At 71.5% G+C, this 26741-nt stretch carries 23 protein-coding genes; 9 read left to right on the top strand and 14 right to left on the bottom strand.

Translation table 11 applies throughout. From position 1 onward, the window contains the following. Window positions 1-98 precede the first annotated feature (98 nt). Entirely contained in the window at window positions 99-1985 is a 1887-nt protein-coding gene (gene mnmG / locus CSC68_RS13185) for a tRNA uridine-5-carboxymethylaminomethyl(34) synthesis enzyme MnmG (RefSeq protein ID WP_162204028.1), read from the top strand. A gap of 76 nt (window positions 1986-2061) precedes the next feature. Then, complete coding sequence (locus CSC68_RS13180) at window positions 2062-2757, top strand: glutathione S-transferase family protein (RefSeq protein WP_162204026.1); 696 nt, start codon at window positions 2062-2064, stop codon at window positions 2755-2757. 22 nt (window positions 2758-2779) lie between these two features. On the opposite strand, the gene CSC68_RS13175 is transcribed toward CSC68_RS13180, so the two are convergent. Together CSC68_RS13175 and CSC68_RS13170 are read right to left on the bottom strand one after the other, a co-directional pair. Further along, a complete protein-coding gene (locus CSC68_RS13175) occupies window positions 2780-3304 on the bottom strand; it encodes a rhodanese family protein (RefSeq protein WP_162204024.1) in 525 nt (174 codons plus the stop codon). Between the two features lie 10 nt (window positions 3305-3314). Continuing rightward, on the bottom strand, window positions 3315-3632 hold the full coding sequence (locus CSC68_RS13170; protein WP_125111953.1) for an ArsR/SmtB family transcription factor: 318 nt from the start codon (window positions 3630-3632) through the stop codon (window positions 3315-3317). 76 nt (window positions 3633-3708) lie between these two features. Here CSC68_RS13170 and CSC68_RS13165 point away from each other — a divergent pair, with 76 nt between their 5' ends. Beyond that, on the top strand, window positions 3709-4068 hold the full coding sequence (locus tag CSC68_RS13165; RefSeq protein WP_162204023.1) for a carboxymuconolactone decarboxylase family protein: 360 nt from the start codon (window positions 3709-3711) through the stop codon (window positions 4066-4068). 148 nt (window positions 4069-4216) lie between these two features. Then, entirely contained in the window at window positions 4217-5182 is a 966-nt protein-coding gene (locus tag CSC68_RS13160) for a cation diffusion facilitator family transporter (protein ID WP_162204021.1), read from the top strand. A 90-nt stretch (window positions 5183-5272) separates the two neighbouring features. Here the strand turns inward: CSC68_RS13160 and CSC68_RS13155 are convergent, their stop codons facing one another. The 8 genes from CSC68_RS13155 to glyQ form a co-directional block, all read right to left on the bottom strand. Continuing rightward, complete coding sequence (locus tag CSC68_RS13155; RefSeq protein ID WP_162204019.1) at window positions 5273-7633, bottom strand: Tex family protein; 2361 nt, start codon at window positions 7631-7633, stop codon at window positions 5273-5275. Between the two features lie 105 nt (window positions 7634-7738). Next, entirely contained in the window at window positions 7739-7918 is a 180-nt protein-coding gene (locus CSC68_RS13150; protein ID WP_162204017.1) for a DUF6624 domain-containing protein, read from the bottom strand. Between the two features lie 20 nt (window positions 7919-7938). Next, window positions 7939-8295, bottom strand: a complete 357-nt coding sequence (locus CSC68_RS13145; RefSeq protein ID WP_162204015.1) for a hypothetical protein — start codon at window positions 8293-8295, stop codon at window positions 7939-7941. A gap of 49 nt (window positions 8296-8344) precedes the next feature. Beyond that, complete coding sequence (locus CSC68_RS13140; protein WP_162204013.1) at window positions 8345-10495, bottom strand: S46 family peptidase; 2151 nt, start codon at window positions 10493-10495, stop codon at window positions 8345-8347. A gap of 76 nt (window positions 10496-10571) precedes the next feature. Then, complete coding sequence (locus CSC68_RS13135) at window positions 10572-14384, bottom strand: translocation/assembly module TamB domain-containing protein (RefSeq protein WP_162204011.1); 3813 nt, start codon at window positions 14382-14384, stop codon at window positions 10572-10574. After that, window positions 14381-16168: an autotransporter assembly complex protein TamA gene (locus tag CSC68_RS13130; RefSeq protein WP_162204009.1), complete on the bottom strand. Its 1788-nt coding sequence runs from the start codon at window positions 16166-16168 to the stop codon at window positions 14381-14383. The genes CSC68_RS13135 and CSC68_RS13130 overlap by 4 nt, the downstream gene beginning before the upstream one ends. Before the next feature lie 118 nt (window positions 16169-16286). Next, entirely contained in the window at window positions 16287-18383 is a 2097-nt protein-coding gene (gene glyS, locus CSC68_RS13125) for a glycine--tRNA ligase subunit beta (RefSeq protein ID WP_162204007.1), read from the bottom strand. Between the two features lie 44 nt (window positions 18384-18427). Continuing rightward, on the bottom strand, window positions 18428-19324 hold the full coding sequence (glyQ, locus tag CSC68_RS13120; protein WP_013536611.1) for a glycine--tRNA ligase subunit alpha: 897 nt from the start codon (window positions 19322-19324) through the stop codon (window positions 18428-18430). Window positions 19325-19419: 95 nt separating this feature from the next. On the opposite strand from glyQ, the gene CSC68_RS13115 reads away from it, so the two are divergent. Continuing rightward, on the top strand, window positions 19420-20181 hold the full coding sequence (locus CSC68_RS13115) for a glutamine amidotransferase (protein WP_162204005.1): 762 nt from the start codon (window positions 19420-19422) through the stop codon (window positions 20179-20181). Between the two features lie 48 nt (window positions 20182-20229). Then, entirely contained in the window at window positions 20230-21123 is an 894-nt protein-coding gene (locus CSC68_RS13110; protein ID WP_162204003.1) for a BPSS1780 family membrane protein, read from the top strand. A gap of 10 nt (window positions 21124-21133) precedes the next feature. Here CSC68_RS13110 and tatC read toward each other — a convergent pair whose 3' ends face one another. The 4 genes from tatC to CSC68_RS13090 all read right to left on the bottom strand — a co-directional run bounded on the left by tatC (window position 21134) and on the right by CSC68_RS13090 (window position 23500). Next, entirely contained in the window at window positions 21134-21883 is a 750-nt protein-coding gene (gene tatC, locus CSC68_RS13105; protein WP_162204002.1) for a twin-arginine translocase subunit TatC, read from the bottom strand. Further along, entirely contained in the window at window positions 21864-22292 is a 429-nt protein-coding gene (gene tatB, locus CSC68_RS16165) for a Sec-independent protein translocase protein TatB (protein ID WP_162204000.1), read from the bottom strand. The genes tatC and tatB overlap by 20 nt, the downstream gene beginning before the upstream one ends. Window positions 22293-22312: 20 nt before the next feature. Continuing rightward, window positions 22313-22534: a twin-arginine translocase TatA/TatE family subunit gene (gene tatA / locus CSC68_RS13095; protein WP_162203998.1), complete on the bottom strand. Its 222-nt coding sequence runs from the start codon at window positions 22532-22534 to the stop codon at window positions 22313-22315. Between the two features lie 90 nt (window positions 22535-22624). Continuing rightward, window positions 22625-23500: a lipid-binding SYLF domain-containing protein gene (locus CSC68_RS13090; RefSeq protein WP_162203997.1), complete on the bottom strand. Its 876-nt coding sequence runs from the start codon at window positions 23498-23500 to the stop codon at window positions 22625-22627. A gap of 142 nt (window positions 23501-23642) precedes the next feature. On the opposite strand from CSC68_RS13090, the gene hemH reads away from it, so the two are divergent. The 3 genes from hemH to CSC68_RS13075 all read left to right on the top strand — a co-directional run bounded on the left by hemH (window position 23643) and on the right by CSC68_RS13075 (window position 26512). After that, window positions 23643-24608 (top strand): ferrochelatase, encoded by a 966-nt coding sequence (gene hemH, locus CSC68_RS13085; protein WP_162203995.1) that lies wholly within the window; start codon window positions 23643-23645, stop codon window positions 24606-24608. Continuing rightward, complete coding sequence (locus CSC68_RS13080; protein ID WP_162203993.1) at window positions 24605-25459, top strand: alpha/beta fold hydrolase; 855 nt, start codon at window positions 24605-24607, stop codon at window positions 25457-25459. Before hemH ends, CSC68_RS13080 begins: the two co-directional genes overlap by 4 nt. 75 nt (window positions 25460-25534) lie before the next feature. Next, window positions 25535-26512: a precorrin-2 dehydrogenase/sirohydrochlorin ferrochelatase family protein gene (locus CSC68_RS13075; protein ID WP_162203991.1), complete on the top strand. Its 978-nt coding sequence runs from the start codon at window positions 25535-25537 to the stop codon at window positions 26510-26512. Window positions 26513-26741: the final 229 nt, after the last annotated feature.

Here is a 26741-nt window from a genome sequence, read left to right as displayed (position 1 = left end):
GGTATATCCGCACGAAGCGTGCCAAACTTTAGGCCCCAGCCGAAAATCGCCGCTGCGCCCGGGACCCGGCAGGGACCCCCAGCGGTGGGAACGACCCCATGTCCTCCTTCCACCAGTACGACGTCATCGTCATCGGCGGCGGCCACGCCGGCACCGAGGCCGCCCTGGCCTCGGCCCGCTCGGGCGCCCGCACCCTGCTGCTGACCCACAACATCGAGACCGTGGGCGCGATGAGCTGCAACCCGGCCATCGGCGGCATAGGCAAGGGCCACCTGGTCAAGGAGATCGACGCCCTGGGCGGGGCCATGGCCCACGCCGCCGACCTGGCCGGCATCCAGTGGCGCACCCTCAACGCCTCCAAGGGCCCGGCGGTGCGCGCCACCCGCTGCCAGGCCGACCGTGGCCTGTACCGGTCGGCGATCCGGCGCATGGTCGAGAACCAGCCCCACCTGACCGTGTTCCAGGCGGCAGTGGATGACCTGGTCATCGACGGGGATGCCGTGCGCGGCGCCATCACCCAGACCGGGCTGCGCTTCGAGGCGCCGGCCGTGGTCCTGACCGCCGGCACCTTCCTGGCCGGCAAGGTCCATATCGGCCCGACCACGTACGCCGCCGGGCGCATGGGCGACCCGCCCTCGACCACCCTGGCCGCGCGCCTGCGCGAGCGCCCGTTCGCGATCGACCGGCTCAAGACCGGCACCCCGCCGCGGATCGATGGCCGCAGCCTGGACTACGCGGCGATGGAAGAGCAGCCCGGCGACGATCCGCTGCCGGTGATGTCCTTCCTCGGCCGGGTCGAGGAGCACCCGCGCCAGGTCTCGTGCTGGATCACCCACACCACCGCGCGCACCCACGAGATCATCCGTGGCGCGCTGGACCGCTCGCCGCTGTACACCGGCCAGATCGAGGGTATCGGCCCGCGCTACTGCCCCTCGATCGAGGACAAGGTGGTGCGCTTCGCCGAGAAGGAGAGCCACCAGATCTTCGTCGAGCCCGAGGGCCTGGACGTGGTGGAGATCTATCCCAACGGCATCTCCACCTCGTTGCCGTTCGACGTGCAGCTGGAACTGGTGCGCAGCATCCGCGGCTTCGAGCGCGCCCACATCACCCGGCCCGGCTACGCCATCGAGTACGACTTCTTCGATCCGCGCGGGCTCAAGCCCACGCTGGAGACGCGGCTGGTGTCGGGCCTGTTCTTCGCCGGCCAGATCAACGGCACCACCGGCTACGAGGAGGCCGCGGCGCAGGGCCTGCTGGCCGGCATCAACGCCGCCCGCCACGTGCGCGGCCAGGACGGCTGGTCGCCGCGCCGCGACGAGGCCTACCTGGGCGTGCTGGTCGACGACCTGATCACCCACGGCACCAGCGAGCCCTACCGCATGTTCACCAGCCGTGCCGAATACCGGCTGCAGCTGCGGGAGGACAATGCCGACCTGCGCCTGACCGAAACCGGCCGCCAGCTGGGCCTGGTCGATGACGCGCGCTGGGCGCGCTTCTGCGACAAGCGCGAGGCGATCGAACGCGAGACCGCGCGCCTGCGCGCGCTTTGGGCCACCCCGGCCAATGCCGTCGGCCGCGAGGTCGAGCAGGTGCTGGGCGTGGCGGTGAGCCGCGAGACCAATGCCCTGGACCTGCTCAAGCGCCCCGAGCTGGACTACGCCGCGCTGATGCGCGTTCCCGCGCTGGGCCCGGCGGTGGACGATGCCCAGGTCGCCGAACAGGTGCAGATCGGGGTCAAGTACGCCGGCTACCTGGACCGCCAGCGTGAGGAGATCGAGCGCCAGCGCCGGCACGAGTCCACGCCGATCCCGCAGGACTTCGACTACGCCGCCGTGCGCGGCCTGTCGGCCGAAGTGCAACAGAAGCTCGAACGCGTGCGTCCGCTGAGCATCGGCCAGGCCCAGCGCATCCCGGGCATGACCCCGGCGGCGATTTCGCTGCTGCTGGTGCACCTGGAGCGCCAGCGCCGCAGCCGCGTGGCCTGAGCCGCGCTGCCCCGCCCGCGGCGGGCCGTATGATCGGCGGGTACGCCGTCGCCCGGCGGCGCGAAGGAGCGTGCCGATGTACATCCTGCATATCGCCAACCGGAACTACTCGTCCTGGTCGCTGCGGCCATGGCTGCTGCTGCGGATGCTCGACATCCCGTTCGAGGAACGGATGGTGCCGTTCCACGACGTGGCCGCATGGGAGCGCTTCCGCGCGCTGTCGCCCAGCGGCAAGGTGCCGCTGCTGGTGGACGGCGATACGACGGTGTGGGAATCGCTGGCGATCGTCGAATACCTGGGCGAGCGCCATCCCGGCGTGTGGCCGCAGGACCCGCTGGCCCGCGCCTGGGCGCGCAGCGCCGCCAGCGAGATGCATGCCGGCTTCGGCGAACTGCGCACGCGCTGTTCCATGACCTGCGGCCAGCGCATCCGCCTGCACGAGCATCCGCCGGCGCTGCAGCGCGATCTCGACCGCATCTCCACGCTGTGGGCCGAAGGCCTGGCGCGCTTCGGCGGTCCGTTCCTGGCCGGTGCGGCGTTCACCGCGGTCGATGCGTTCTTCGCGCCGGTGGCGTTCCGCCTGCAGGGCTACGGCCTGTCGCTGGCGGACCCGCAGGCGGAAGCCTACGCGCAGCGCCTGCTGCAGCTGGAGCCGATGCGGCAGTGGTACGAGCAGGCGCTGGCCGAAACCTTCCGCGACCTGCCGCATGACGAGGAAATCACCACCTGGGGCACGGTGGTCGAGGACCTGCGGGTGCCGGCAGCCGAATAACCCGGACGCCGCACGCCGTGGTTCAGGCGCGCATCGCCCGGTTCCATGGCATGCGCAGCAGCACGTGGGCCAGGCCGCAGAAGCCGGACACGCCGGCAAACAGCAGGCCGGCGCCGAGGAAGCCGGTCAGCAGCAGGAACCAGGGCGAGACCGTCGCCGCCAGCGTGCTGCCGGCCAGCAGCAGCACGCCCACGGCGATCTGCACCTGGCGGTTCAGTTCCAGCGGCGCCCCGGCTTCGCGCACCACTGGCAGCCCGGCCTGTTTCCACGCATTGATGCCACCGTCCAGCAGCAGGACCTCGCGACCGCCGGCCGCGGCTTCCAGCGCGGCGGCATTGGCCCGGGTACGCATGCCGGAGCGGCAGTGGAAGACCACGGTGCTGGCGGCGGTGTCGCGCAGCTGCGGCGCGGCCTGAAGCCGGTCCAGCGGAACGCAGCAGGCGCCGCTGATGCGTTCGCGCGCATGTTCGTCCGGCGCGCGGATATCGACCAGCAATGCGCCCTGTTCCAGCAGCGAACGGGCGGTGCGGGCATCGACGGTTTTCATGGGGAATCCCTCAGGGGCAGAACACGGACTTGAGCGCGCCCACCAGCGTGGCCACGCGCGGATCGGCGATGCGGTAGTAGACGGCCTGGCCTTCGCGCCGGCAGTCGACCAGGCCGTCGGCGCGCATCCGCGCCAGGTGCTGCGACAGCGCCGACTGGCTCAGGTCCACCTGCTCCAGCAGCTGCCCAACGCCCAGCTCGCCATGGCCGACCAGCAGGCACAGCACCAGCAGGCGCTGCTCGTGGCCGAGCGTGCGCAGCATGGCGGCCGCCTCGGCGGCGCCTTGCTGCATGAAGGCGAGGTCCTTGCGGGTGATGGCTGGGCTCATGCGGCCAGTATATGAGTATTGCCTAATTTAGCAATCACTAATATTCTCGCTGCACATCCTACTGCCGGAGGCCAGCATGAACGCCGCCAACTACACCGAACTGACCCGTGACATCTCGCGCAACCTCACCGCGCTGCGCACCCACAATGCCGACGTGATGCAGGGCTTTAGCGCGCTGGCCAAGGCGGCGATGGCGCCCGGCGCGCTGGACGAGAAGACCAAGGAACTGATCGCCATGGCCATCGGCGTGGCCAACCGCTGCGACGGCTGCCTCGGCTTCCACGCCAAGGCGCTGGTGCGCCTGGGCGCCACACCGGAGGAGTTCCGCGAGATGCTGGGCGTGGCGGTCTACATGGGCGGGGGGCCGTCGCTGATGTATGCCGCCAATGCCCAGGCCGCCTACGACGAGTTCCGCAAGGCGGCCGAAGAAGCCTGAGCGGTTCGCCCGGGTTGCCGGGCGCGGCCGATTTCCGCTCCGGCTTCCCCAGGCCTGCTTCCGTCGTGGCCTCTCCGGCGCTTCGCGATGGGGGGCTGCCGGGTCGTGCCGCATGCGCGGACGCGGCCGCCGCGTTAACCTCGACGCCATGTCGTCGTCGCCACTTCCGCCACGGCAGGTCCAGGCTGGTCCCAGCGAGCAGACGGTGCTGGCCGTTTCCATCGGTGTGACCCTGCTGGTCGCGGCGCTGGGGATCGTGTTCGGCCTGCTGTCCCGTTCCTTCGCCATCGTCTTCGATGGCGTGTACTCGCTGGTGGACGTGCTGATGACGGTGATCACCCTGCTGGTGGCGCGGCTGATCGCCGCGGCCGATGCCGGCGGGCCGCAGAACCGGCGCCTGGTCGAGCACTTCAGCATGGGCTTCTGGCACCTGGAGCCGATGGTCCTGGCCTGCAGCGGGCTGATGCTCACCAGCGCGGTGCTGTACGCCCTGATCAACGCGGTGCACAGCTTCATCGAGGGTGGCCGCGTGCTGCACTTCGGCCACGCCATGCTGTATGCCGGCGTCACCCTGGTGGCCTGCATCGTGATGTCGGTCTACCAGCTGCGCGCGAACCGCCGCCTGAAGTCCCAGCTGGTGGCGCTGGATGCGAAGGCCTGGATGATGTCCGGCGCGATCACCACCGCGCTGCTGCTGGCGTTCGCCATGGGCGGCATGCTGCAGGGCACGCCGCTGGAGCGCTGGACGCCCTACATCGATCCGGGCGTGCTGGCGCTGGTGTGCCTGCTGATCCTGCCGTTGCCGCTGGGCACGATCCGCCGCGCACTGGAGGACATCCTGCTGGTGACTCCGCAGGACCTGCGCCTGCACGTGGACGAGGTCGCGCGCCAGGTGGTGGACGAGGAGGGCTTCCTCGACTTCCGCGCCTACGTGGCCCGGGTCGGGCGTGGCCGCCAGATCGAGCTGCACTTCATCGTGCCGCCGGGCCTGCCACCGCGCACGCTGGAGTCATGGGACCGGCTGCGCGACCGCATCGGTGATCGCATTGGTGGGGACCCGCACCAGCGCTGGCTCACCATCGCCTTCACCACGGACCTGGAGTGGGCCGAGTAGTCCCCCGACGCCACCGGTACGCGGATAGCCATCTGCAAAAAAGAAGGGCCGGCGATGCCGGCCCCTCGTTGGTCGCTGCTGCCGGCCTGCTCAGCCGCGGCGCAGGTTCTTCAGCGCATCGGCCATGGCGCTGTTGAACGGCGCGGCCTGCTGAGGCGCACGCGCCGGGTTGCCGCCACGGCCACCGCGATCGCCGCCGCGCGGGCCGTTGCGCTGGTCGCGGTCGCCGCCACGCGCGTCGCGCGCGCTGGCCTGGCCCGGCTCGTCGCTGAGGCGGCAGGTCAGGGCGATGCGCTTTCGCGCCACGTCCAACTCCAGCACCTTCACCTTGACGATGTCGCCGGCCTTCACCACGTCGCGCGGATCCTTCACGTAGCGCTCGGACAGCGCGGAGATATGGACCAGGCCGTCCTGGTGCACGCCGATGTCCACGAACGCGCCGAACGCGGCGACGTTGCTGACCACGCCTTCCAGGACCATGCCGGGGCGCAGGTCCTTGATGTCCTCCACGCCGTCGGCGAACTTGGCCGCCTTGAACTCCGGGCGCGGGTCGCGGCCGGGCTTCTCCAGCTCCTTGAGGATGTCGCGCACGGTCGGCACGCCGAACTTCTCGTCGGTGAACTGCTCGGGCTTGAGCGAACGCAGGAAGGCGGTGTCGCCGATGATCTGCTTCACCTCGCGGCCGCTGCCGGCAAGGATCCGTTCGACCACCGGATAGGCCTCCGGGTGCACCGCCGAGGCGTCCAGCGGCTGCTCGCCGTTGCTGATGCGCAGGAAGCCGGCGCACTGCTCGAAGGTCTTCTCGCCCAGGCGCGGCACCTTCAGCAGCGCCTTGCGCGTGGGGAAGGCACCGTTCTGGTCGCGGTAGCCGACGATGTTCTCGGCGACGGTCGGGCTCAGGCCGGACACGCGCGCCAGCAGCGCCGCCGAGGCGGTGTTCACGTCCACGCCGACCGCGTTCACGCAGTCCTCGACCTTGGCGTCCAGTGCGCGCGCCAGGCGGAACTGGTCCACGTCATGCTGGTACTGGCCGACACCAATCGCCTTGGGTTCGATCTTCACCAGCTCCGCCAGCGGATCCTGCAGGCGACGCGCGATCGACACCGCGCCACGCAGCGACACGTCCAGGTTCGGGAACTCCCTGGCCGCCAGCTCGGAGGCCGAGTACACCGAGGCGCCGGCCTCGCTGACCACGATCTTCTGCATCTTCAGTTCCGGCGCCAGCTTGAGCAGCTCTCCGGCCAGCTTGTCGGTCTCGCGCGAGGCGGTGCCGTTGCCGATCGCGATCAGCTGCACGCCATGGGCCACGCACAGCTTCTTCAGCGTGGCCAGCGACTGGTCCCACTGCCGCCTGGGCTCGTGCGGATAAATGGTGTCGGTAGCCACCAGCTTGCCGGTGGGATCGACCACCGCGACCTTCACGCCGGTGCGCAGGCCCGGGTCCAGGCCCAGCACCGCCTTCGGGCCGGCGGGCGCGGCCAGCAACAGGTCCTTTAGGTTGTCGCCGAACACGGCGATCGCCTCGGCCTCGGCCTTCTCGCGCGCCTGGTTGAACAGGTCCAGCAGCAGGTGCAGGTGGATCTTGGCGCGCCACGCCAGCCGGCAGGCATTGCGCAGCCAGGCATCGGCGGGACGGCCCTGGTCGCTGATGCCCGCATGGCGCGCGATGCGCGCTTCGGCATAGGCATGGCCGGCCTCGATGTCGGTGCCGGGCTCCAGGTCCAGCTGCAGGAACTCCTCGCGGCGGCCGCGGAACAGCGCCAGCAGGCGGTGCGAGGGGATCTTCGCCAGTGGCTCGGCATGGTCGAAGTAGTCGCGGTACTTCTCACCCGCGGCTTCCTTGCCCTCGACCACCTTGGAGCGGATCTGGCCATTGGCTTCCAGCCAGGAACGCAGCTCGCCCAGCAGGGCCGCATCCTCGCCCCAGCGTTCGATCAGGATCGCGCGCGCGCCCTCCAGCGCGGCCTTGGCATCGGCCACGCCCTTGTCGGCGTCGACGAACTGCGCGGCGAATTCCTCGGGCACCCGCCCGGGATCTTCCAGCAGGCCGTCGGCCAGCGGCTCCAGCCCGGCCTCGCGCGCGATCTGGGCGCGGGTGCGGCGCTTGGGCTTGTACGGCAGGTACAGGTCCTCCAGGCGCGACTTGCTGTCGGCGGCCTCGATCTCTGCGCGCAGCTCGTCGGTCAGCTTGCCCTGCTCGGCGATGCTGGCGAGGATCGCGGCGCGGCGGTCCTCCATCTCGCGCAGGTAGCCCAGGCGCACCTCGAGGTTGCGCAGCTGGGTGTCGTCCAGGCCGCCGGTCACTTCCTTGCGGTAGCGCGCGATGAACGGCACGGTCGCGCCCTCGTCGAGCAGCGCGACGGCGGCCTGCACCTGCTGCGTCTGCGCGCCGATCTCCTCGGCGATGGTCTGGGCGATCTTGCGCGCGAGCGCGGGGGAAATCTCGGTCATGGACTGCGGTTTTCGCGAGGAACGAATCGGAAAACCGATTGTCGCCCCGTGCCGCCGGCGATGTAAGCCGTTGACAAGCGGCGCGCGCGCGGTCCCCGATCCGGCTCAGTCGCCGCCCATCGCCGCCGCGCGGGCACGTGCTTCGGCCAGCGTGGGCACGCCCATGCGCAGCCGCTCGGCGTCGTCGACCGCGTCCTCGTCCACCGGGGAAAGCTCCAGTCCTCCGTCCTTTCCGGCCTGGTACTGGGTGCCGTACCACTGCGGCCGGCCGCGGTGCAGCAGCAACCGGTCCCAGGCCGCGGCGGTCAGCCAGCGCGCGGCGTGGCGCTGCGGGTCCAGGGTTGCCGAAACCTCCGCCAGGGCCAGCGCCGTGCGGTAGTCGTCGTCGCTTTCGCCGTGCTGGAACAGGATGCCGGCGCGGAAATAGTCGGTGGGGCCGTGCGCAGCTGTCCGGCGCGCAGCAGCGACAGCACCTCGGCGCGGTGGGCGCGGTCCTGCTCGCGCTGGGCGTCCCAGTCGAGGTCGTCGCGGCCGCGGGCGGCCTGGTCGGCCGCGTAGATCGCCGCCAGGCGCGGGTTGTCCGCGGGGGCGGCGGTGTCGTCCGCCATGGCCGGGCCGGCGATGGCCAGCCCGAGCATCGTGCAAAGCAACAGCTTGTGCATGCGGCCTTCCTGTCGGCACGTGGACGCGCCGACAGGGAGGTGGCTGGGCTTACAGCCCCATTTCCTGCAGCACGTGCGGCGCAGGATAGACCTTCTCCATCAGCCAGCGCATGTAGCGCATGTCCACGTGCACCGCGCGCTTGTAGCGCGGGTCGAACCACCAGCTGGCACTGACCGCTTCCCAGTTGCTGTCGAAGTTCAGGCCGATCAGCTCGCCGCGGGCGTTGAGCACCGGCGAGCCGGAGTTGCCGCCGGTGGTGTCGAGGTTGGTGAGGAAATCCACCGTCTGCGTGCCCAGCTCCGGATCGGCGGTGTGGCCGAAGTCGCCGGCGGCGATCGCGTCCAGCAGCGGTTGCGGCGCGTCGAACGGCGCCCGGCCGGTGTGCTTCTCGACGATGCCGGCCACGGTGGTGACCGGGGCGTAGCTCACCGCGTCGCGCGGTTGCAGCGGCTCGAGCCGGCCGTAGCTGACGCGCAGGGTGCCGTTGGCGTCCGGATACAGGGCGCGGCCCTGCGCCTTGCGCCAGGCGGCGAGGGCGCGCATGGAGGCCGGGCGCAGGCGCAGCTGTTCGCCTTCGCTGGCCTTGCGCGCTTCCTCCAGGCGCAGCTGCGCCGGCACCAGGCGCGCGGCCAGTGCCAACAGCGGATCGGCCGGCAGCGCCTTGCCTTCGCGCGCGGCGGCGAACGCGGCCAGGCGGGCCTGCTCCTCGCCCAGGCCGGTGCCGGCGTAGAGCGCATCCAGCGCCTGCGCCAGCGCCTCCGGCGTGTGGCCGAAGGCGGCGTCGAACTCCGGCACGCGCTGGGCGTCGGGCAGCTGCTGGTAGCGGCCGAGCAGCTCGCGCAGCAGGGCCTTCTCCACCTCCGGGTGGTAGCGGCGCTGCACCTGTCGCAGCTGGCCTTCGATCAGCGCCAGGTCGCGGGCCTGGTAGCCGGACTCGCGTGCCGCATCGGGCTTCTTCGACTCGATGCGCAGGCGCTCCAGCACCAGGGCCGAGCGCAGCAGCTGGGTCTGCGAGGTCGCCAGCGCCAGCAGCAGCTCGCGCTCGCGCACCGCGGCGTCGCGCTCCAGCACCTCGGCCAGGGCCGCGATGTCGCGGGTATCGGCACGCGGGGCGGACGCGAGCATCGCTTCCTCGTCCGCGGCGCGCTGGCGCACCGCATCGCTGCGGCGCAGGCCCTCCAGTTCGCCGGCGGCACGCTTGCGCTTGTTCTTCAGCGACTGCAGCTGCGATGCGTACAGCGTGCGTGCGCTGGCATCCCCGCGGCCGGCCTGCTCGATCACCCCGATCAGCGCGTCGAACACCTCCACGCGCGCGGGCAGGGTCCATTCCACCTGGCGGGCGAACTCGGCCGCGGTGCGGTGGCGGTAGGTCACGCCCGGGTAGCCGGCGAGCATGGCGAAGTCGCCGGCCTTCGGCCCGGTGGCCGATACCTGCAGGTGCGAGGGCGGGTTGTAGGGCACGTTGTCCGGCGAGTACGCAGCCGGCTTGCCGTCCTTGCCGACGTAGGCGCGCAGGATGGTGAAGTCGCCCGTGTGGCGCGGCCACATGAAGTTGTCGATCTCGTCGCCGTAGTTGCCGATGCTGCGCGGCGGCGCGTACACCAGGCGCAGGTCGCGCAGTTCCAGCTGGCGGATGCGGTAGAAGTCGCTGCCGGCGTACATGCTGGCGATGCTGCAGCGGATGCCCGGCTCGCGCTCGCATTCGGCGACGATGTGCTTGCCCGCCGCCTCGACCGCTTCCTGGTAGGCGCGTCCGCGACGGCCGCGGGTGCCGGCCAGGACCTGGTCGGTGACCTTGTCGAAGCCGACCGTCACCAGCACGCGGAAGTCCGGATTGGCCGGCAGCTCGGCGCCGCGGTCGGCTGCGACGTAGCCGGCGTCGATCAGGTTGCGCTCGGGCGTGGAGTTGTACTGGATCACGCCGAAGGCGACGTGGTGGTTGGTCAGCACCAGGCCATCGGCCGATACGAAGGCGCCGGTACCGCCACCGGCGCGCACCACCGCGTTGAGCGGCGCGGCTGTGAGGTCGGCCAGGCCCGCCGGATCGCCGGCGTAACCGGCCTGGCGCAGGGCTTCCGCCAGCTGCGGCAGCTGCGAGGGCATCCACATGCCTTCGTCGGCGCGTGCCGGGGCGGGGAGGGCGGAAAGGCAGGCCATCGCCAGGCCGGCGGCGAGCGCGGCGGACTTTGCTTTGGGCATCACGGGATCCAGCTGGGAAACGATCCGGCGACGGTAGCCGCGCCCGCCGGGCGCGACAACCGCCGCAGGTCACGGATCAGCGTTCGTGCCGCCAGTTCACCGAGCCGCGGGTCTCCACCGTGCTCGATTCGATCTCCAGGTCGAAGCCGCGCCGAAGCAGGTACTTGAGGACCAGCACCTGGCCGCTGCCGACCAGCGACACGCCGTAGCCCACGTACAGCTTCGGCGACAGGTACTTGCCCACGCCCACCACCGAGCCGCCGAGCGCGCGCGACTGGGTCACGCCGGCGTCGTCGAAGCCCAGGCGCGAACCCAGCTGCGCGGCCAGCAGGCCGGTGCCGGCGGACATCGCCGCCGAGGCCGCGGTCACCTGGTTGGCCTGGTCGCGGGTGGCGCCTTCCAGGCTGCGGCCCAGCATCAGGTAGGCCAGCGCCTCGGACTGCGGCATGGTCGGGTTGGACCACACTTCCACCCGCGGCGTGGTGGCGTTGCCGGTGACGTCGATGCCGGCGGTGACGTCGCCCACGCGGCGCTCGGCGCGCAGGTTCACCCGGGGATCGCTGACCCGGTTGTTGCTCCAGGTCATCTGCCCGCGGGTGATCTGCAGCTGCTGGCCGTAGGCCTCGTACTTGCCGGCCACGTCCAGCGCGCCGGTGGCGGTCATCTCGCGGCCGGGGCGGGCGCGGACCTGCAGGCGGCCTTCAAGGGTGCCGTCCAGGCCATAGCCGCTGAGGGTGACCTGGTTGCCCAGCACCAGGGCCAGGTCCAGGTCCAGCGGCGCGTCGGGGGCTTCTTCCGGATCCACCGGGTCGAGCACCACCACGTCCTCGGAAACCTCGGCGCCCTGCTCGAAGCGTTCGAGGTCGATGCGCGCACTGGGCACGTTGACCTCGCCGGCCAGGACCATGGTCTTGCCCTCCATGCTGAAGCGCAGGTCGGGGTTGGCCACGGCATGCAGCATCGGGGTGTCGGCGATCAGCACGTTGTTGCCGCGGATGGCCAGCTGCAGCGGGGTAGCCTGGCCGTACCAGGACAGGCCGCCGTCCACCCGCAGCGTGCCCTCGCCGGAACGCATCGAGGCGTCGATCCGGGCCGAGCCGTCCGGCTGCGCATCGAGGCTGCCGCGGCCTTCGCTCAGCACCAGGCCCAGCGCCGGCAGTTCGCCCTGGAAGTCCTCCAGCAGCAGCTGGCCGCCCAGCGCAGGCGCCGCGCGGGTGCCGCGCAGGCTGACGTGTCCGCGCAGCACGCCGCGCGGGCGCACCAGGTCCGGCGAGAACAGCTCCAGCCAGAACAGGCGCGACATGTAGGTGTAGATCTCGCCGTTGAGCGGCGAGCCGGGATCCCAGCCGGTGGCCACGCGCGCGTCGATGTAGCCGTCGCCGGCGAAGCCGCTGCCGAGGCGGCCGCTGATGCGGCGCGGGTCGAACTCCACGTCGAGGCTGAACTGGTCGTAGCGGACGAGCTCGCGGCGGGTGCGGTCGCCCAGGCGCAGGCCGCCCTCGCGCGAGGCCAGGTGGATGCCGCCGGTCCAGCGCCCGCCCTGCGGGCGGATGTCAGCCTTCAGCGACATGTCGCCGCGCAGCACCAGGGAGCGGCCCTCGTTCTTCGGCAACCATGGATGCACCAGGGTCAGCGGCAGGCGCTCGCTCTCGATCACCACGCCGCGGCGCGGCCAGTCGGCCTGCGCGCACAGCGCGCCTTCGCCATCGGGCCCGGTGGTGGCCAGGCAGGCCGTTTCCAGCTGGATGCGCTCGCCGGCCTGGCTGAACGCCGCAGGCGACTGCAATGCCCAGGCGCTGCCGCGCACTGGCGTCAGGCGCAGTTGCTCGAGCACGCCCTGCCAGCCGTTGCTGCGCTCGCGCAGGCGGCCGGAGAGGGCGATGCTGGCGGCCTCCGGGCTGTCTACCTCGGCGTCCAGCTGCAGGTCGGACACCGCGCCGCGCGCGTGCACGTCCGCGCGCTGGATGGCGACGCCGACCTCGAGTTCGCGCGCCTGCAGGCGCAGGTCGCCATCCTGGCCACGCCAGGGCAGGCGGCCACGCAGGGCCAGCGAGCCGGCGCGCCATTCGTCCCACTGCAGGCCGCTGCCTTCCACGTCCGCCTCCAGGTCGGGCGTGGCGCGCGGTCCGCTCAGGCGCAGGGTGCCCTGCACGGTGCCGGCGCTGCCGGGCAGCAGGTCGTCCAGGCGCAGTGGCTGCAGCTGCGCCTGGACGTCGATGCGGTCGCCGACCTGGCCACTGGCCTGCACCCGGCTGCCGCCCAGCGCCAGTTCCAGCGCGCCGCTGCCGGCATCGCCCCGCAGCTCGAAGCGGCCGCGTCCCTGCAGGGGGCGGTCGCGCAGGCGCCCGCCCAGGTCCTCCAGTACGAACTCGGCGTCGAAGCCTTCGCTGGCCTGGCCGGCGGCCGCTGCACGCTCGCGGCCCTGGCTGGCGATGCGGCCGCTGACATTGCCCTTCCAGTCCGGGATGAAATAGCCCGGATCGAAACCGTCCAGGCGCAGGGTCACGTCCCAGGCCAGGCGTGGGTCCCAGCTGGCCTCGCCCTCGCCGTCCAGGGTGCCGGTCGGCATGCGCGCGTGCAGCGCGTGGATGCGCGCGCCGGACTGGTTGCCGCGCACGTCCAGCTGCAGGCTGGCGTTGTCGGCGCCGCGCTCCAGGCTGGCGTCGCCATAGACGGCCCACAGCGAGGTCGTGCCGGCCAGGCCAAGCCTGGCGTCGATGCCGACCGCCGGCGCGTCCGCTTCGGTCGGCTGCAGGCGGATGCCCTCGGCGTTGAGTGCGAAGCGGAAGCGGCCTTCGTCCGGATCGGTGAAGTCGGCGCGTCCGCGCAGCCGCACCTGGCCTTCGTACAGTTCCAGCACCAGCGGCTGGACGTCCAGTACCTGGTCCTCCAGGCGCACGTGCGAGGGCGCGACCACGATGTCCTGTCCGGCGACGCGCGCATTGCCGGCGATGTCGGCCCTGCCGCCCACGCCGCTGGCCTGCAGTTCGAAGGACACCGGTTCGTCCATCGGTTCGGCGCCGGTGAACAGGCCGGGATCCAGGCCCTCGCTGCGCGCGCGCAACTGCCAGCGCGGTGCTTCCTCGTTGCCGCCGAGGCTGAGCGTGGCGCGCAGCGGCTGCGGCGCACGGCCGCCGATGCCGACTTCCATGCGCGACAGGTCGCCGCGGGCAACCAGTCCCAGGCGTGCCGGCACCCCGCCGTTGGCCGCCGGGAAGACCGCGGTGGCCAGCAGGTCGCTGCGGTAGTCCTCCACCGGCACGTAGTCGCCGTGCACCGAGAACAGGCCGAGGTCGCTGTCGACCTGCAGGTGCTCGGCATGCAGGCGGCCGTTGGCGATGTCGATGCCGCCGCGCAGCTTGCGGATCCCGATCACCGGCTCGCCGCCGGAGGTGACGCGCAGGCCGTCGACCATGATCGCGTCAGCCTGGATCGCCAGCGGCATATCGATCGCCGGCAATGAACCGGGCCAGCTCGGCAGCTCGAACGGCTCGTCGCTCTTTGCCAGGTTGAGGGTCGCGTCCTCCAGCACGAACGCGTCCAGGAGCAGGCGCCTGCCCAGAAGCGGGCGGATGTCCGGGTCCAGGTGCGCGCGGCGCGCCGTGAAGCGGTAGTCCTGGTAGCGGAAGTCCAGGTTGTGCAGGGTCAGGGGACCGGCCAGCGGGCCTTCGGCGCGCTCCCAGGTCAGCGAGGAATCCACCGGCAGGCGCGACCCGATCTGCGCCAGCAGCACGTCGCGCCCGGCCACGGTCTGCAGCAGCCAGTACACCGCCACCACCGCCGCCACGACCAGGGCAAGCAGGCCCAGGCCGGACCAGGCCCAGAAACGGCGGCGCCGGTAGAAGCGCGGGCGCGGCGGGGTTGGCGTCGGGGCCGTGGGCGTGCTCACAGGTTGGCCCCCAGGCTCAGGTAGATCTGGAAGCTGGAGTCGGGATCATCCAGGCCGTGGGCGATGTCGATCCGTACCGGGCCCACCGGCGAGCGCCAGCGTGCGCCGATGCCGATGCCGACCCGCGGGCTGAAGTCGTCGTCGAAGGCGTCGCCGGCGTCGACGAAGGCCGCGCCGCCCCAGGGGCCGCCCTTGAAGTAGTGCTCGTACTCCACCGATGCGGTGACTACCCGTCGTGCACCGAGGGCGAAGTTGTCCGGGGGCGGCGTGCGCGGGCCGACCTCGCGCCAGGCATAGCCGCGGATGCTGCGGTCGCCGCCGGCGAAGAAGCGCAGGCTTGGCGGCATCGCCACCAGTTCGCCGGTCCAGGTGGTGCCGGCCTCGCCACGCACGATCAGGCGGTCGGCCACGCCGAACGGGCGGTACCAGGTGCCGGTGCCGTGTACCTGCACGAAGCTGGTGTCCGAACCCAGGTTCTCCACGCCGCCGCGCACGGCGATGGTGCCGCTGATGCCGCGCCGCGGGAACAGGCGGTCGTCCACATCGGCGTAGGTGCCGCTTATCTCCGGATAGAGCAGGGTGGAGTAGGTATACAGGCGCGAGCCGGTGGCCGTGTCCATGTCGTAGCTCCAGCGCTCGCGCAGCGCGTTGAGCGAGGCCACCGCGGTCCAGCGCTCGCTGATCTCGCCGCTGCGGCTGGCCACCAGCTTCACGTTGCGCAGGTCGATGTAGTCGGTCTGCTCGTCGTAGAAGCCCACCGAGAACCCGTACCAGCCGTCCAGCCACGCGAATGCGGGGATGCGGTACTGGGTCAGGAAGCTCTTGCGCTTCTGCGCCCAGTCCAGGTCCCAGTTGAGCTTGTGGCCGCGGTCGTTGACGTAGCGCCGCTCCACGCCCAGGCGCACGCCGGTGCCGCTCTCGGTGCCGTAGGAGAGGCCGGCGGTGTAGATGTTGCGCTTGGCCATCACCAGGTTGACGTCCACCGGCACCCGCAGGTCCTCGGTCGCCTCCTCGGGCTTGGGCTGGATGTCGATCGCGCTGAAATAGTCCAGCCGCACCAGCGACTCGCGCAGGCGGTCCAGCTTGCCCTCGTGGTAGTAGCTGCCTTCCTCCCAGGTCACCAGCTTCTCCAGCAGGCCAGGGCGGAAATAGGGCTGGTCGAACGTGGTCGGACCCATGTCGTAGCGGAAGCCGCTGTCCCAGACCAGGTCGATGTCGGCCGCGGATTCGGCGCGGCTGACCCTCACCTCGCGCGAGAGGAAATCGGCGTCGAAATAGCCGCGCTCGGCCAGGCGCCGGGTGATCCCGTCCTTGTGTTCCTCGTACACCGCGTGGTCGAAGCGCTCGCCCTGGCGCGGCTGGAAAAGCTCGAGGTCCTGCTGCAGGTACTTGTCCTCGCCGCCGGGGCCGGCGATCTCCACCCGCCAGTCGCGCACGCGGACCGGCTCGCCCTTGTCGACCTGCAGGGTGACGGTGATCCGGTCCTCCTCGTCGCGGGTGGAGTCCACGACGATCGTCGGGGCGTAGTAGCCGAAGGGCTCCAGCGCGCGCCGGGCCTCGCGCTCGGCGTTGAACAGCAGCAGCTCCAGGCGCGATTCGCCCTGTTCCTTGCCCATCGCGTCGTTGAGCCCGAGCGCCAGGCGCACGTTCTGTTCGACCTCGGGCTCCGATTCCAGGCCGTTGATCTCGATCTTCTGGATCGTGCCGCGCGCAAGCGCCAGCGATGGCGCCAGGGCCAGGAGCAGGCAGATCAGGCTGGATGGAATGCGACGTTGGGGCGGCATCGGGGCAGGATACCGGGATCATGCAAAGGCGGCCTGAAGGGCCGCGTGTCGCAGGTCACATGGCGTGACCTGCGGCAGATGCGGCGGCGGCGGACAGCCGCCAGCCGCCCCTTCCGGATCAGGCCGACAGCTGGCCGATCGCGGCGACCGCGCCGAAGCGGTCGGCCAGGCGCTTGAGCAGGGCCAGGCGGTTGGCGCGCACGGCCGGATCCTCGGCGTTGACCATCACCTGGTCGAAGAACGCGTCCACCTGCGGCCGCACCCGGGCCAGGCGCTCGAGCACGCGCACGTAGTCGTGCTGCTGCAGCGGGCCGTCGGTGTCGCCCAGCGCCGCCTCGACCGCCTCGCCGAGCGCGCGCTCGGCGTCCTCGACGAACAGGGCCGGATCTTCCATCGCCGGGATGGCGATGTCGGCCTTCTTCAGGATGTTGCCGATGCGTTTGTTGGCCGCGGCCAGGGCGTCGGCCTCCGGCAGCGCGGCGAAGGTGCCGATCGCGGCGATGCGGGTGTCGAAGTCGGCCAGCGAGGCCGGCTTGAGCTCGGCCACCGCATTGAAATGCGCGGCCGGCACGCCCTTGTCGGCGTAGTAGCCGCGCAGGCGGTCGAGGATGAAGTCGTACAGCTCGGCCGGATCGGCCGAGCTGGTCGCGCCATCCTTGCCGGCGGGCAGGGCGCCGATGGCGCCGGCAGCCGAGGCCAGAAGTTCGTGCAGCGACAGCTCGAAACCGCCCTCGATCAGGGTGCGCGCCAGGCCCAGCGCATTGCGGCGCAGGGCGAACGGGTCCTTGTTGCCGGTCGGCTTCAGGCCCGCGGCGAAACCGCCGGCCAGGGTGTCGGCGCGTTCGGCGATCGCCAGCACCTGGCCCAGGCGCGAGCTGGCGATCGGGTCGCCGGAGAAGCGCGGCATGTAGGCCTCGTCGATCGCCAGCGCCACTTCCTGCGGCTCGCCCGCGGCCAGCGCGTAGTGGCGGCCGGCGATGCCCTGGAGCTCCGGGAACTCGTTGACCATGCGGCTCTGCAGGTCGTTCTTGGCCAGTCCGGCGGCACGGCGCGCCTGCGCCGGATCGGCGCCGACCTGCGGCGCGATCGCCTCGGCCAGCGCGGCCACGCGCGCGACCTTGTCGGCCACGGTGCCGAGCTTTGCCTGGTAGGTGACGGTCTTCAGGCCCTCGCCCATGGCCACCAGGCCCTGCTTGAGGTCCTCGTCGAAGAAGAAGCGCGCATCGGCGAAGCGCGGGCGGATCACGCGCTCGTAGCCCTTGCTCACCTCGGCCACGTCGCGCGACTCGATGTTCGCGGTGCCGATGAAGTACTCGGTGAGCTTGCCGGCCGCGTCCAGCACCGGGAAGAACTTCTGGTTGATCTCCATCGTCTCGATCAGCGCTTCCTGCGGCACGGCCAGGAAGTCGCGCTCGAAGCTGCACAGCACCGCCGCCGGCCACTCGGTCAGGCACACCACCTGCTCGAGGTTGTCCTCGGTGATGCGCGCGCTGCCGCCGGCCCTGGCCGCGGCCTGTTCGGCCTGCTTTACGATGCGGGCGCGGCGCTCGGCCGGGTCGACCAGCACCCTGGCCGCGCGCAGCGCCTCGATGTAGTCGCCCGGGGCGGCGAATTCGACCGCCTGGTCGTGCTCGAAGCGGTGGCCGCGGCTGCTGCGGCCGGAAGCCACGCCCAGCACCTGCGCCGGCACCACCTCGTTGCCCAGCAGCAGCACCAGCCAGTGCACCGGGCGGGCGAAGGCATAGTCGTGGCCGCCCCAGCGCATCGGCTTGGGCACCGGCATGCCGGCGATGGCCTCGCTGACGACCTCCGGCAGCAGCTCGGCGGTGCGCGCGCCCGGCTTCACCGAACGGTGCACGAAGCGCTCGCCCTTGGCGTCGCTGGTGCGTTCCAGCGCGGTCCACTCGACCCCGGCCTTGGCGGCGAAGCCTTCCAGGGCGCGGGTCGGCTTGCCCTCGGCGTCCAGCGCGATGTTCACGTACGGACCCAGCACCTCCGAGTGCTGCTCCGGCTGCTCGACCGCCACGCCCGGCAGCAGAACCGCCAGGCGGCGCGGCGTGTACAGCGGGCGCGCGCCGGTGGTGTCGACCGCCACGCCGCGCTTCTGCAGCGCGGCCACGACGCCGTCGAAGAAGGCCTGCGCCAGGCCCGGCAGCGCCTTGACCGGCAGCTCTTCGGTGCCCAGTTCGATCAGCAGGGGAAGTTGCGTGCTCATGGATGTTCCTGTGGTGGATGCGGCGGCCGGGGGCTGGGGCGCGGTCACGCGCCGGTCTTCAGTCCCGGGAAGCCGAGCTTCTCGCGCTGGGCGTAGTAGGCCTGGGCCACGGCCTGGGCCAGGGTGCGCACGCGCAGGATGTAGCGCTGGCGCTCGGTCACCGAGATGGCGCGGCGCGCGTCCAGCAGGTTGAACGAATGCGAGGCCTTGCACACCTGCTCGTAGGCCGGCAGGGGCAGGCCGGCCTCGACCAGCTTCAGCGCCTCGCGCTCGCAGGCGTCGAAGCGATGGAACAGTTCGGCCACGTCGGCGTGCTCGAAGTTGTACGCGCTCTGCTCGACCTCGTTCTGGTGGTACACGTCGCCGTAGGTCACCGGGCCCTGCGGACCGACGGTCCAGATGAGGTCGTAGACGTTGTCCACGTTCTGCAGGTACATGCACAGCCGCTCGAGGCCGTAGGTGATCTCGCCCAGCACCGGGCGGCACTCCAGGCCACCGGCCTGCTGGAAGTAGGTGAACTGGGTCACCTCCATGCCGTTGAGCCACACCTCCCAGCCCAGGCCCCAGGCGCCGAGGGTCGGCGATTCCCAGTTGTCCTCGACGAAGCGCAGGTCATGCACCTTCGGGTCGATGCCCAGCGCCTCCAGCGAACCCAGGTACAGCTCCTGGATGTTGTCCGGGTTGGGCTTCATCACCACCTGGTACTGGTAGTAGCGCTGCAGGCGGTTGGGGTTCTCGCCGTAGCGGCCGTCGGTGGGGCGGCGCGAAGGCTGCACGTAGGCGGCGTTCCACGGCTCCGGGCCGAGTGCGCGCAGGAAGGTGGCCGGGTGGAAGGTGCCGGCGCCGACCTCGAGGTCCAGCGGCTGGATCAGCACGCAACCCTGTTCGGCCCAGTAGGCATTGAGGGCCTGGATCAATCCCTGGAAGGTCGGACCTGTCATCGGCTTTATTGCGCTGCGGAAAAGCGGGCTAGTATAGGCCCAAGCCCCGTCCCGTACGGGTTTCGCCGCCCCGGCCCCCAGCCGCAGATCCTGCCGTGACCGCTGCCGAACGCGCGCCCTTCCTGATCGTCGAGACCGGCCAGCCCGTCGGCAGTCTCAAGCGCTATGGGCGGTTCCCGCACTGGATCCGGGTCGCGGCCGGCCTGGCGGCGCGCGTGGTGGCCGAGGTCGACGCCGTCCGTGGCGAGCCGCTGCCGGCGCCGGACGGCCTGGCGGGGGTGATCGTGACCGGCCCGGCCGCGTTCGTGACCGACCGCGCCGAATGGAGCGAGCGCACCGCCGGCTGGATCCGCGAGGTGGTCCAGGAAGGGACCCCGCTGCTGGGCATCTGCTACGGCCACCAGCTGCTGGCCCACGCCCTGGGCGGCGAGGTCGACTACAACCCGGCCGGGCGCGAGTCCGGCACCGTATTCATCGACCTGCACCCGCCGGCGTTCGAGGACCCGATCTTCGCGGCCCTGCCGCCGCGCTTCCCGGCCCAGGCCACCCACCTGCAGACCGTGCTGCGGCCGCCGGAAGGGGCCACCGTGCTGGCCCGCTCCGAGCAGGACGCCTGCCACGCCTTCCGCTGGGGCGAGCACGCCTGGGGCGTGCAGTTCCACCCCGAGTTCGCCACCCACCACATGCGCGGCTACGTCCGCGCGCGCGCCGACTGCCTGCGCAACCATGGCCGCTGCCCGCGCACGGTCGCGCGCGAGGTCAGCGCCGCGCCGCAGGCCCGGCAGCTGCTGCGACGCTTCGTCCAGCACGCCCGCGGCCACCATGGCACGCGTAACGGCGCCGCCGATCGCGGATAATCGCCGGCAGACGCGCCGACCCCCGGCGGCGACGCTTACGGAACAGGAATGGACATGATTCGCAGGCTGCCGGCTTCGGCCGGCGCGGAATGGCTGCTTGGTGGTTTCGCCCTGCTGAAGCGGGCCCCGCTGGCCCTGGGCACGCTGGGCGCCCTGTGGGGCCTGCTGGGCACCCTGGTACTGGCGGTGGCCGCGGTGCTGCCGGCGCTGGCCGCGGCGGTGCAGCTGGTGGTGGCCATCGCCGGCCCGCTGCTGTTCGCCGGCCTGGTATGGGCGGTGCGGGAGGTCCAGCAGGGCCGCCCGGCGCTGCCGGCGCACCTGGCCCGCGGCCTACAGGACGGGCACATGCCCGGATTGCTGGCGACCCTGCTGCCGCAGGTGGTGGCGGGCCTGCTGCTGGGCATCCTGCTGCTGGGACTGGTCGGGCCGGAGCAGTTGCAGCGCTTGTCGGCGGTCAGCGAGGAACTCAACGCGATGGCCGCTTCCGGCGTGCAACCGTCCCCCGAGCAGGTGCAGGAAATGATCGCCGGGCTGCCGGCAGGGCGCATCCTGCTGTGGCTGCTGCTGGGCATGGGGCTGGCGGTGGTGGTGGCGATGACGATCTTCGTCTCGGTGCCACGGATCATGTTCGACGGCCGTCCGGGCCTGGCCGCCATGGGCGACAGCCTGCGCGCCAGCCTGCACAACCTGCCGGCGCTGGTGGTGTTCTTCCTGCTGGCGGTAATCGCGCTGTTCGCGGTCTATTTCGTGGTGATGCTGGTCGCCCTGGTGGCCCAGGGCCTGGCCGGACCGCTGTTCGGGGCACTGGTGGCACAGGTGCTGCTGATGGCGGTGGTCATGCCGCTGCTGGCCGGTTCGGTCCTGGTGGCCTGGGGCCAGCTGTTCGGCCGGGAAAACGGCGTGTCGCCGGATCCGGCCGCATCGGGCCGGCTGGTGGCCTGAGCCGCAGGGCTCAGGCGTCGTCTTCGCCGCGCCGGCCCAGCAGCCGTGCGGCGAGGATGCCGGCCTCGTACAGCAGGCACATCGGCACCGCCAGCAGCAGCTGCGAGACCACGTCCGGCGGGGTGATCACCGCCGCCAGGACGAAGATGCCGACGATGGCGTAGCCGCGCCCGGCGCGCAGCTGGTCGGGCGTGACCCAGCCCAGCAGGACCAGGATCACCAGCGCCACCGGCAGCTCGAAGCTGGCGCCGAAGGCCAGGAAGATCACCAGCACGAAGTCCAGGTAGGCGTTGATGTCGGTCATCATCGCCACGCCTTCGGGCTTGATCGCGGTGAGGAAGCCGAACACCGACGGCAGCACGATGAAGAAGGCGAAGGCGCAGCCGGTGTAGAACAGCACCACCGCCGAGGCCAGCAACGGCATCGCCAGGCGCTTCTCGCGCTGGTACAGGCCCGGGGCGACGAAGGCCCAGGCCTGGTACAGCAGCCACGGCGCGCTGCCGAGGATGGCGGCGAAGAACGCCAGCTTGAGCGGGGTGAAGAACGGCGAGGCCACCTCGACCGCGATCAGCTGCCCGCCTTCCGGCAGCTTCTCCAGCAGCGGCGCGGCCAGCCAGGCATAGAGCCGGTTGGCGAACGGCAGCAGCGCGACCAGCACCAGCGCCAGCCCGGCCAGCGCACGCATGATCCGCGAGCGCAGCTCGAGCAGGTGTTCCATCAGCGGGCTTTCGGCTTCCGTCTCAGGAGTGGCGGGGTCCATCGCGCTCCTCGGCGGGTTCGGCGGGCGGTGCGGCGTCGGCGTCCGGTGCCGGCAGGGTCGGGGAGTGGGCCGGGACATCTGCCGGGTTGTCCGCTCCGGCGTCGGTGATCCTGACGTCCTGTTCCACCTGGTGGCGCAGCTCGTCCAGCCCGCTGCGGGCCGCCTCCGCCTCCTGGCGCAGGGTGGCTTCGGCCTGGCGCAGCTGATTCTGCGTTTCCTGCAGGTTGCGCTTGAGCTCCTCGGCTTCCAGCTCGCGCTCCAGCTCCGCGCGCACCGAATACCACTGCGCCCGGGCGCGGCGCACCCACAGCCCGGCGAAGCGCGCTGCCTTGGGCAGCCGCTCCGGACCAAGCACGACGAGGGCGACCACCGCGATCAGCAGCAGTTCGCCAAAACCGATGTCGAACATCCGCGTACGCCGACGCGGGATCAGTGCTGCGCGCGGTCGCGCTCGGACTCGGTCCTGGACGCGTCGGTCCGCTCGTCACCGAGCTGGCCGGCCGGCTTCTCCGGCTCGCCACGCATCCCGTCCCGGAAGCCCCTCACCGCTTCGCCGATGTCCTTGCCGGCACCGCGCAGGCGCTTGGTGCCGAAAACCAGCAGCACCACCACCAGCACTACGATCCAATGTCCGATGCCCCAAGCACCCATGGCTTGCTCACCTGTCATTCAATGGCCTGACAGCATAGCGCAGCCCACCGGGACAGGCGGGCCGCGCGTACCACCTGTTCAGGCTGTCCGTCAGTAGGGCAGGGGTTCGCTGCGGACGCTGTCGTCCACCGGCTCGAAGCCCTGGGTCGGGGCCGGGCCGGCCGGTGCCGTTGCAGCCGGGGGCGGAGCGGGCAGCGCCTGCACGCCCTGGGTCTGCGCCTGCTGCTGGTTCGGGATGGTGACCCGGCCCGTGGGAGCCGGCGTGGCGGTGCCGCGGGTCACCCGCGCGGCGTGGGTGGCTTCCTCCAGCTGGTCGCGGAAGGCCACGATGTCGCTGCCGGGTGCAACCGGGGCGCGGTCCTCGAAGACCATGCGCGGGGTGGTATTGGGGCCGTACACGGCCGCCGGGGCATTGCGGTCGATGCGCAGGGCGGCACCGTCCAGGGCCACGCCGGCGAACAGGCCGCGCGCGCGCGACCAGGACCAGATCTCGGCCTTGAGCTGGCCGTCGGTGGCGGCAGCCGCGTTGCGCCCGACCGGGCCGGCGGCCACGGCGGCGTCCGCGCCCAGGGTGAACTTGCCGTTGACCACGTTGTCCAGGCTGCGGTCGTTGCGGAACACCAGGACGATGTCCGAGGACTGCACGCCGGCCTGGAAGCCGATGCTGCCGCCGGTGAGGGTCACGAACACCGGGTTGGACCAGGTGCCGTCGGGGGTCTTCACCGACATCAGGCCATGGCCGCGACGGCCGCCGATCACCAGGCCGGCCTTGATCGTGTCGGGAATGACGACGATCGCCTTGGCCTCGTCCAGCAGCTTGTCCGGGATGGCCTGTTCGGGGATCTCCTGGATCTCCGAAAGCACCCGCATCGCCTCGCGCGCCCTCGCGTTCTCCTCGGGTCCGGCCACGGCGGGCGCGGCGACCAGCAGCAGGAAAGGCAGCAGCAACTTGCTCAGATGCGACATCGTAGGCTCCGCGGGGTGCGGCCGGCGGCCGCAGTCGTCCGGAACTTAGGTTTGCGGCAATGAATCGCGCCTGAGGCGCGCCACCGGCGTCGCGCGAGGCGTCCCGGGCCCGGCCTGCGCGCGTCTGTCAGAATACGACGCCATGGATACCGATGCCGCAACCACCCTGCTGGTGGTCAACCTGGGTACGCCGGAAGCGCCGACCGCGCCCGCCGTGCGCCGTTACCTCGCCGAGTTCCTCAGCGACCCGAGGGTGGTGTCGATCCCCGCGATCCTGTGGAAGCCGCTGCTGCACGGCCTGATCCTGCCGCTGCGCGGCCCGCGTTCGGCGGCCAACTACGCCAAGGTCTGGCTGCCGGAAGGCTCGCCGCTGATGGTCTACACCCGACGCCTGGCCGAGCGCATGCAGGCCGCGATCCCGGAATGGCGGGTGCTGCCGGCGATGCGCTATGGCGAGCCGGCCCTGCGCCGGCTGCTGCGCGACCTGCGCAAGGAAGGCGTGCGCCGCCTGGTGATCCTGCCGCTGTATCCGCAGTACTCCACCACCACCACCGCCTCGGTGGCCGACGTGGTCGCGGCCGAGACGCAGGGCATGGACGTGACCCTGATCGAGGACTACTCGATCGATACCGCCTGGGTCGAGGCGGTCGCCGCCACCATCCGCGCCCACCGCCAGCAGCATGGCGGCAGCGGTCGCCACCTGCTGTTCTCCTTCCACGGCCTGCCGCAGCGCGTGGCCGACAATGGCGATCCCTATCCGCAGCGCTGCGTTGCCAGTGCGGAGGCGATCGCCGCCGCCGCCGGGCTGGAGCCGGGCCAGTGGTCGCTGGCCTACCAGTCGCGCTTCGGCCGCGAGCGCTGGCTGGAACCTTCGACCCAGGGAGAACTCGACCGACTGGCCGAAGCCGGCGTGCGCGAGGTCGACGTGGTCTGCCCCGGTTTCGCGGTGGACTGCATCGAGACCCTGGAGGAAGTCGCGCTTGGCCTGGCCGAGCGTTTCCAGTCCAGGGGCGGCCACCTGCGCTACATCCCCTGCCTCAACGACGCGCCGGACCACGCCGCGGCGCTGGCCGGGCTCGCGCGCCGGGCGGCCGGCAAGGTGGAATGACGCCCGCCGAGGCCACGCTGCCGGTTGCCTGGGGCCAGCTGGCGGCGCTGCGCGTCGAGCGGCCCGGTGCGCCCAGGGTCATCGCCCTGCATGGCTGGCTCGACAACGCCGCCAGCTTCCTGCCCCTGCTGACGCATCTGCCGCCGCTGGATCTGGCGCTGCTCGACTTCCCCGGCCACGGCCGCAGTACGCATCTGCCGCCGGGCGCCGAGTACCTGATGCCCACCTATGTCCACGCGGTGCTGGATGCGGCCGATGCCCTGGGCTGGGAGCGGTTCGCCCTGCTTGGCCATTCGATGGGCGCCGCGGTGGCGGCGATGGTTGCCGTCGCCCAGCCGCAGCGCGTGGCGCGCCTGGGCCTCATCGAAACGGTGGGCCCGCTGGCCGAGGACGAAACCGCCGCGCCGGAGCGGTTGCGCCAGGCGGTGGGCGCGGCGCGCGCGCTGCGCGGCAAGTCGCTGCGGGTGTTCCCGGATCCGGGCGTCGCGGTGCGCGCGCGCCTGCACGCCAGCCCGATGGAGGAGGCCGCCGCGCGCCTGCTGGTCGAGCGCGGCATCCGGCCGGTCGAGGGTGGCCATGTCTGGAGCAGCGACCCGCGCCTGACCCTGCCCGGCGCCCAGCGCATGACCGAAGGCCAGGTCCAGGCCCTGTTGCGCGCGCTGGAATGCCCGGTCCATGCCGTGCTCGCCCGCAAGGCGCAGCCGTACTTCCCCGAGGATGTGCGCGCCGCGCGCCTGGCGGTCCTGCCGCGGGCCGAGGTCACCGTGCTTGATGGCGGGCACCACCTGCACATGGACCGGCCCGCGGAAGTTGCCGCCGCGCTCGGTCCATTCCTCGCCGTCGCTGGCTGAGCCGGCCCGGCGTCCCATCGACAGCGCCCGGCCACCGGGCGAGGATGCGACTGACACAGTCAGGGAGAGGACCGGATGGGGCTGTACCCGCTGTTTGCCGACCTGGCCGGACGCGAGGTGCTGGTCGTGGGCGGCGGCGAGGTGGCCGCGCGCAAGATCGCGGCCCTGCTGCGCGCCGGCGCCGATGTCCGCCTGCATACCCGCGACATCGCGCACCCCGATATCCAGGCGGCCGTGGACGAGGGCCGCATCACCTGCCTGCATGGCGAGTTCGACCCGGCCTGGCTGGATGCGGTGTGGCTGGTGGTCGCCGCCACGGATGACCAGGCCTTCAACGCCGCACTGGCCGCCGAGGCCGGACGCCGCCGGCGCCTGATCAACGTGGTCGACGATGCCGCCCTGTCCACTTACCAGGTCCCGGCGGTGGTGGACCGCTCCCCGCTGGTGGTCGCCATTTCTTCCGCGGGCGCGGCCCCCATGCTGGCGCGCCGCGTCCGCGAGCGCCTGGAAACCCTGCTGGACCCGGCCACCGGCGCGCTGGCCGCGCTGTTCGCGCGGCTCCGCGAACGCATCCGCGCCGCGCTGCCCGATCTTGCCCTGCGCCGGCGCTGGTTCGAGCGGATCCTCGATGGACGCCTTGATCCGGTGGCGGCGGACCCGGAGGCACTGGAGACCGCCTTCCTGGGCGAGCTGGATGCGGCAGGCACCCGGGGCGCCGTGCAGGGCAGCGTGTCGGCCATCGCCGCCGTGGAGCCGGACCTGCTGACCCTGCGCGCGTTGAGGGCCCTCAACGAAGCCGACCTGATCCTGGTCGGCCCGGACGTGCCCAGGGATGCGCTGGAGCCGGCCCGACGCGATGCCAGCCGGGTGGATGTGGCGTCGACCGATGAGGCCGCGAGCCTGGCACTCAGGCATGCAGGTGACGGCGAGCGCGTTGTCTATCTATATGTGGAGGGTCGCGGCCCCGGCGGGAGCGAGGCTGTAGAAGCCGCCTGCGCCAATGCTGGCGTGGCTTTCCGCCGCATCCCGGGTGTGGCGCTGAAAATTTCCTGAAAATTTCCCTATTCAGGTACTTCCCAAATCCATCACGCAGGCGCACAATGCGCGCCCTCCCAACGACACACGGTGTCGCTGAGGGGTCCGGAAACGGGGTGGCTTCTTCACGAAGTACTTGCGGTTTTACGGAAGTCGCCTATACTGGGCGGCTCGCTCACCTGGAACGCATTGGCGCACGGGTGAGGGGTTCGGGAAACGCCCTCTTCACGAGGTGTTGACGGAACCG

It is taken from the genome of Pseudoxanthomonas suwonensis, assembly GCF_010093235.1.
Taxonomy (GTDB): domain Bacteria; phylum Pseudomonadota; class Gammaproteobacteria; order Xanthomonadales; family Xanthomonadaceae; genus Pseudoxanthomonas; species Pseudoxanthomonas suwonensis.
The sequence above is the reverse complement of the archived record's forward strand: the minus strand, read 5'-3'. Positions and strand labels throughout refer to the sequence as shown.

What these genes read in the sequence shown, in the direction of transcription:
- mnmG (WP_162204028.1), top strand. Translation starts at nt 99, where the DNA reads ATGTCCTCCTTCCACCAGTACGACGTCATCGTCATCGGCGGCGGCCAC.
- CSC68_RS13180 (WP_162204026.1), top strand. Translation starts at nt 2,062, where the DNA reads ATGTACATCCTGCATATCGCCAACCGGAACTACTCGTCCTGGTCGCTG.
- CSC68_RS13175 (WP_162204024.1), bottom strand. Translation starts at nt 3,304, where the DNA reads ATGAAAACCGTCGATGCCCGCACCGCCCGTTCGCTGCTGGAACAGGGC.
- CSC68_RS13170 (WP_125111953.1), bottom strand. Translation starts at nt 3,632, where the DNA reads ATGAGCCCAGCCATCACCCGCAAGGACCTCGCCTTCATGCAGCAAGGC.
- CSC68_RS13165 (WP_162204023.1), top strand. Translation starts at nt 3,709, where the DNA reads ATGAACGCCGCCAACTACACCGAACTGACCCGTGACATCTCGCGCAAC.
- CSC68_RS13160 (WP_162204021.1), top strand. Translation starts at nt 4,217, where the DNA reads ATGTCGTCGTCGCCACTTCCGCCACGGCAGGTCCAGGCTGGTCCCAGC.
- CSC68_RS13155 (WP_162204019.1), bottom strand. Translation starts at nt 7,633, where the DNA reads ATGACCGAGATTTCCCCCGCGCTCGCGCGCAAGATCGCCCAGACCATC.
- CSC68_RS13145 (WP_162204015.1), bottom strand. Translation starts at nt 8,295, where the DNA reads ATGCACAAGCTGTTGCTTTGCACGATGCTCGGGCTGGCCATCGCCGGC.
- CSC68_RS13140 (WP_162204013.1), bottom strand. Translation starts at nt 10,495, where the DNA reads ATGCCCAAAGCAAAGTCCGCCGCGCTCGCCGCCGGCCTGGCGATGGCC.
- CSC68_RS13130 (WP_162204009.1), bottom strand. Translation starts at nt 16,168, where the DNA reads ATGCCGCCCCAACGTCGCATTCCATCCAGCCTGATCTGCCTGCTCCTG.
- glyS (WP_162204007.1), bottom strand. Translation starts at nt 18,383, where the DNA reads ATGAGCACGCAACTTCCCCTGCTGATCGAACTGGGCACCGAAGAGCTG.
- glyQ (WP_013536611.1), bottom strand. Translation starts at nt 19,324, where the DNA reads ATGACAGGTCCGACCTTCCAGGGATTGATCCAGGCCCTCAATGCCTAC.
- CSC68_RS13110 (WP_162204003.1), top strand. Translation starts at nt 20,230, where the DNA reads ATGGACATGATTCGCAGGCTGCCGGCTTCGGCCGGCGCGGAATGGCTG.
- tatC (WP_162204002.1), bottom strand. Translation starts at nt 21,883, where the DNA reads ATGGACCCCGCCACTCCTGAGACGGAAGCCGAAAGCCCGCTGATGGAA.
- tatB (WP_162204000.1), bottom strand. Translation starts at nt 22,292, where the DNA reads ATGTTCGACATCGGTTTTGGCGAACTGCTGCTGATCGCGGTGGTCGCC.
- tatA (WP_162203998.1), bottom strand. Translation starts at nt 22,534, where the DNA reads ATGGGTGCTTGGGGCATCGGACATTGGATCGTAGTGCTGGTGGTGGTG.
- CSC68_RS13090 (WP_162203997.1), bottom strand. Translation starts at nt 23,500, where the DNA reads ATGTCGCATCTGAGCAAGTTGCTGCTGCCTTTCCTGCTGCTGGTCGCC.
- hemH (WP_162203995.1), top strand. Translation starts at nt 23,643, where the DNA reads ATGGATACCGATGCCGCAACCACCCTGCTGGTGGTCAACCTGGGTACG.
- CSC68_RS13080 (WP_162203993.1), top strand. Translation starts at nt 24,605, where the DNA reads ATGACGCCCGCCGAGGCCACGCTGCCGGTTGCCTGGGGCCAGCTGGCG.
- CSC68_RS13075 (WP_162203991.1), top strand. Translation starts at nt 25,535, where the DNA reads ATGGGGCTGTACCCGCTGTTTGCCGACCTGGCCGGACGCGAGGTGCTG.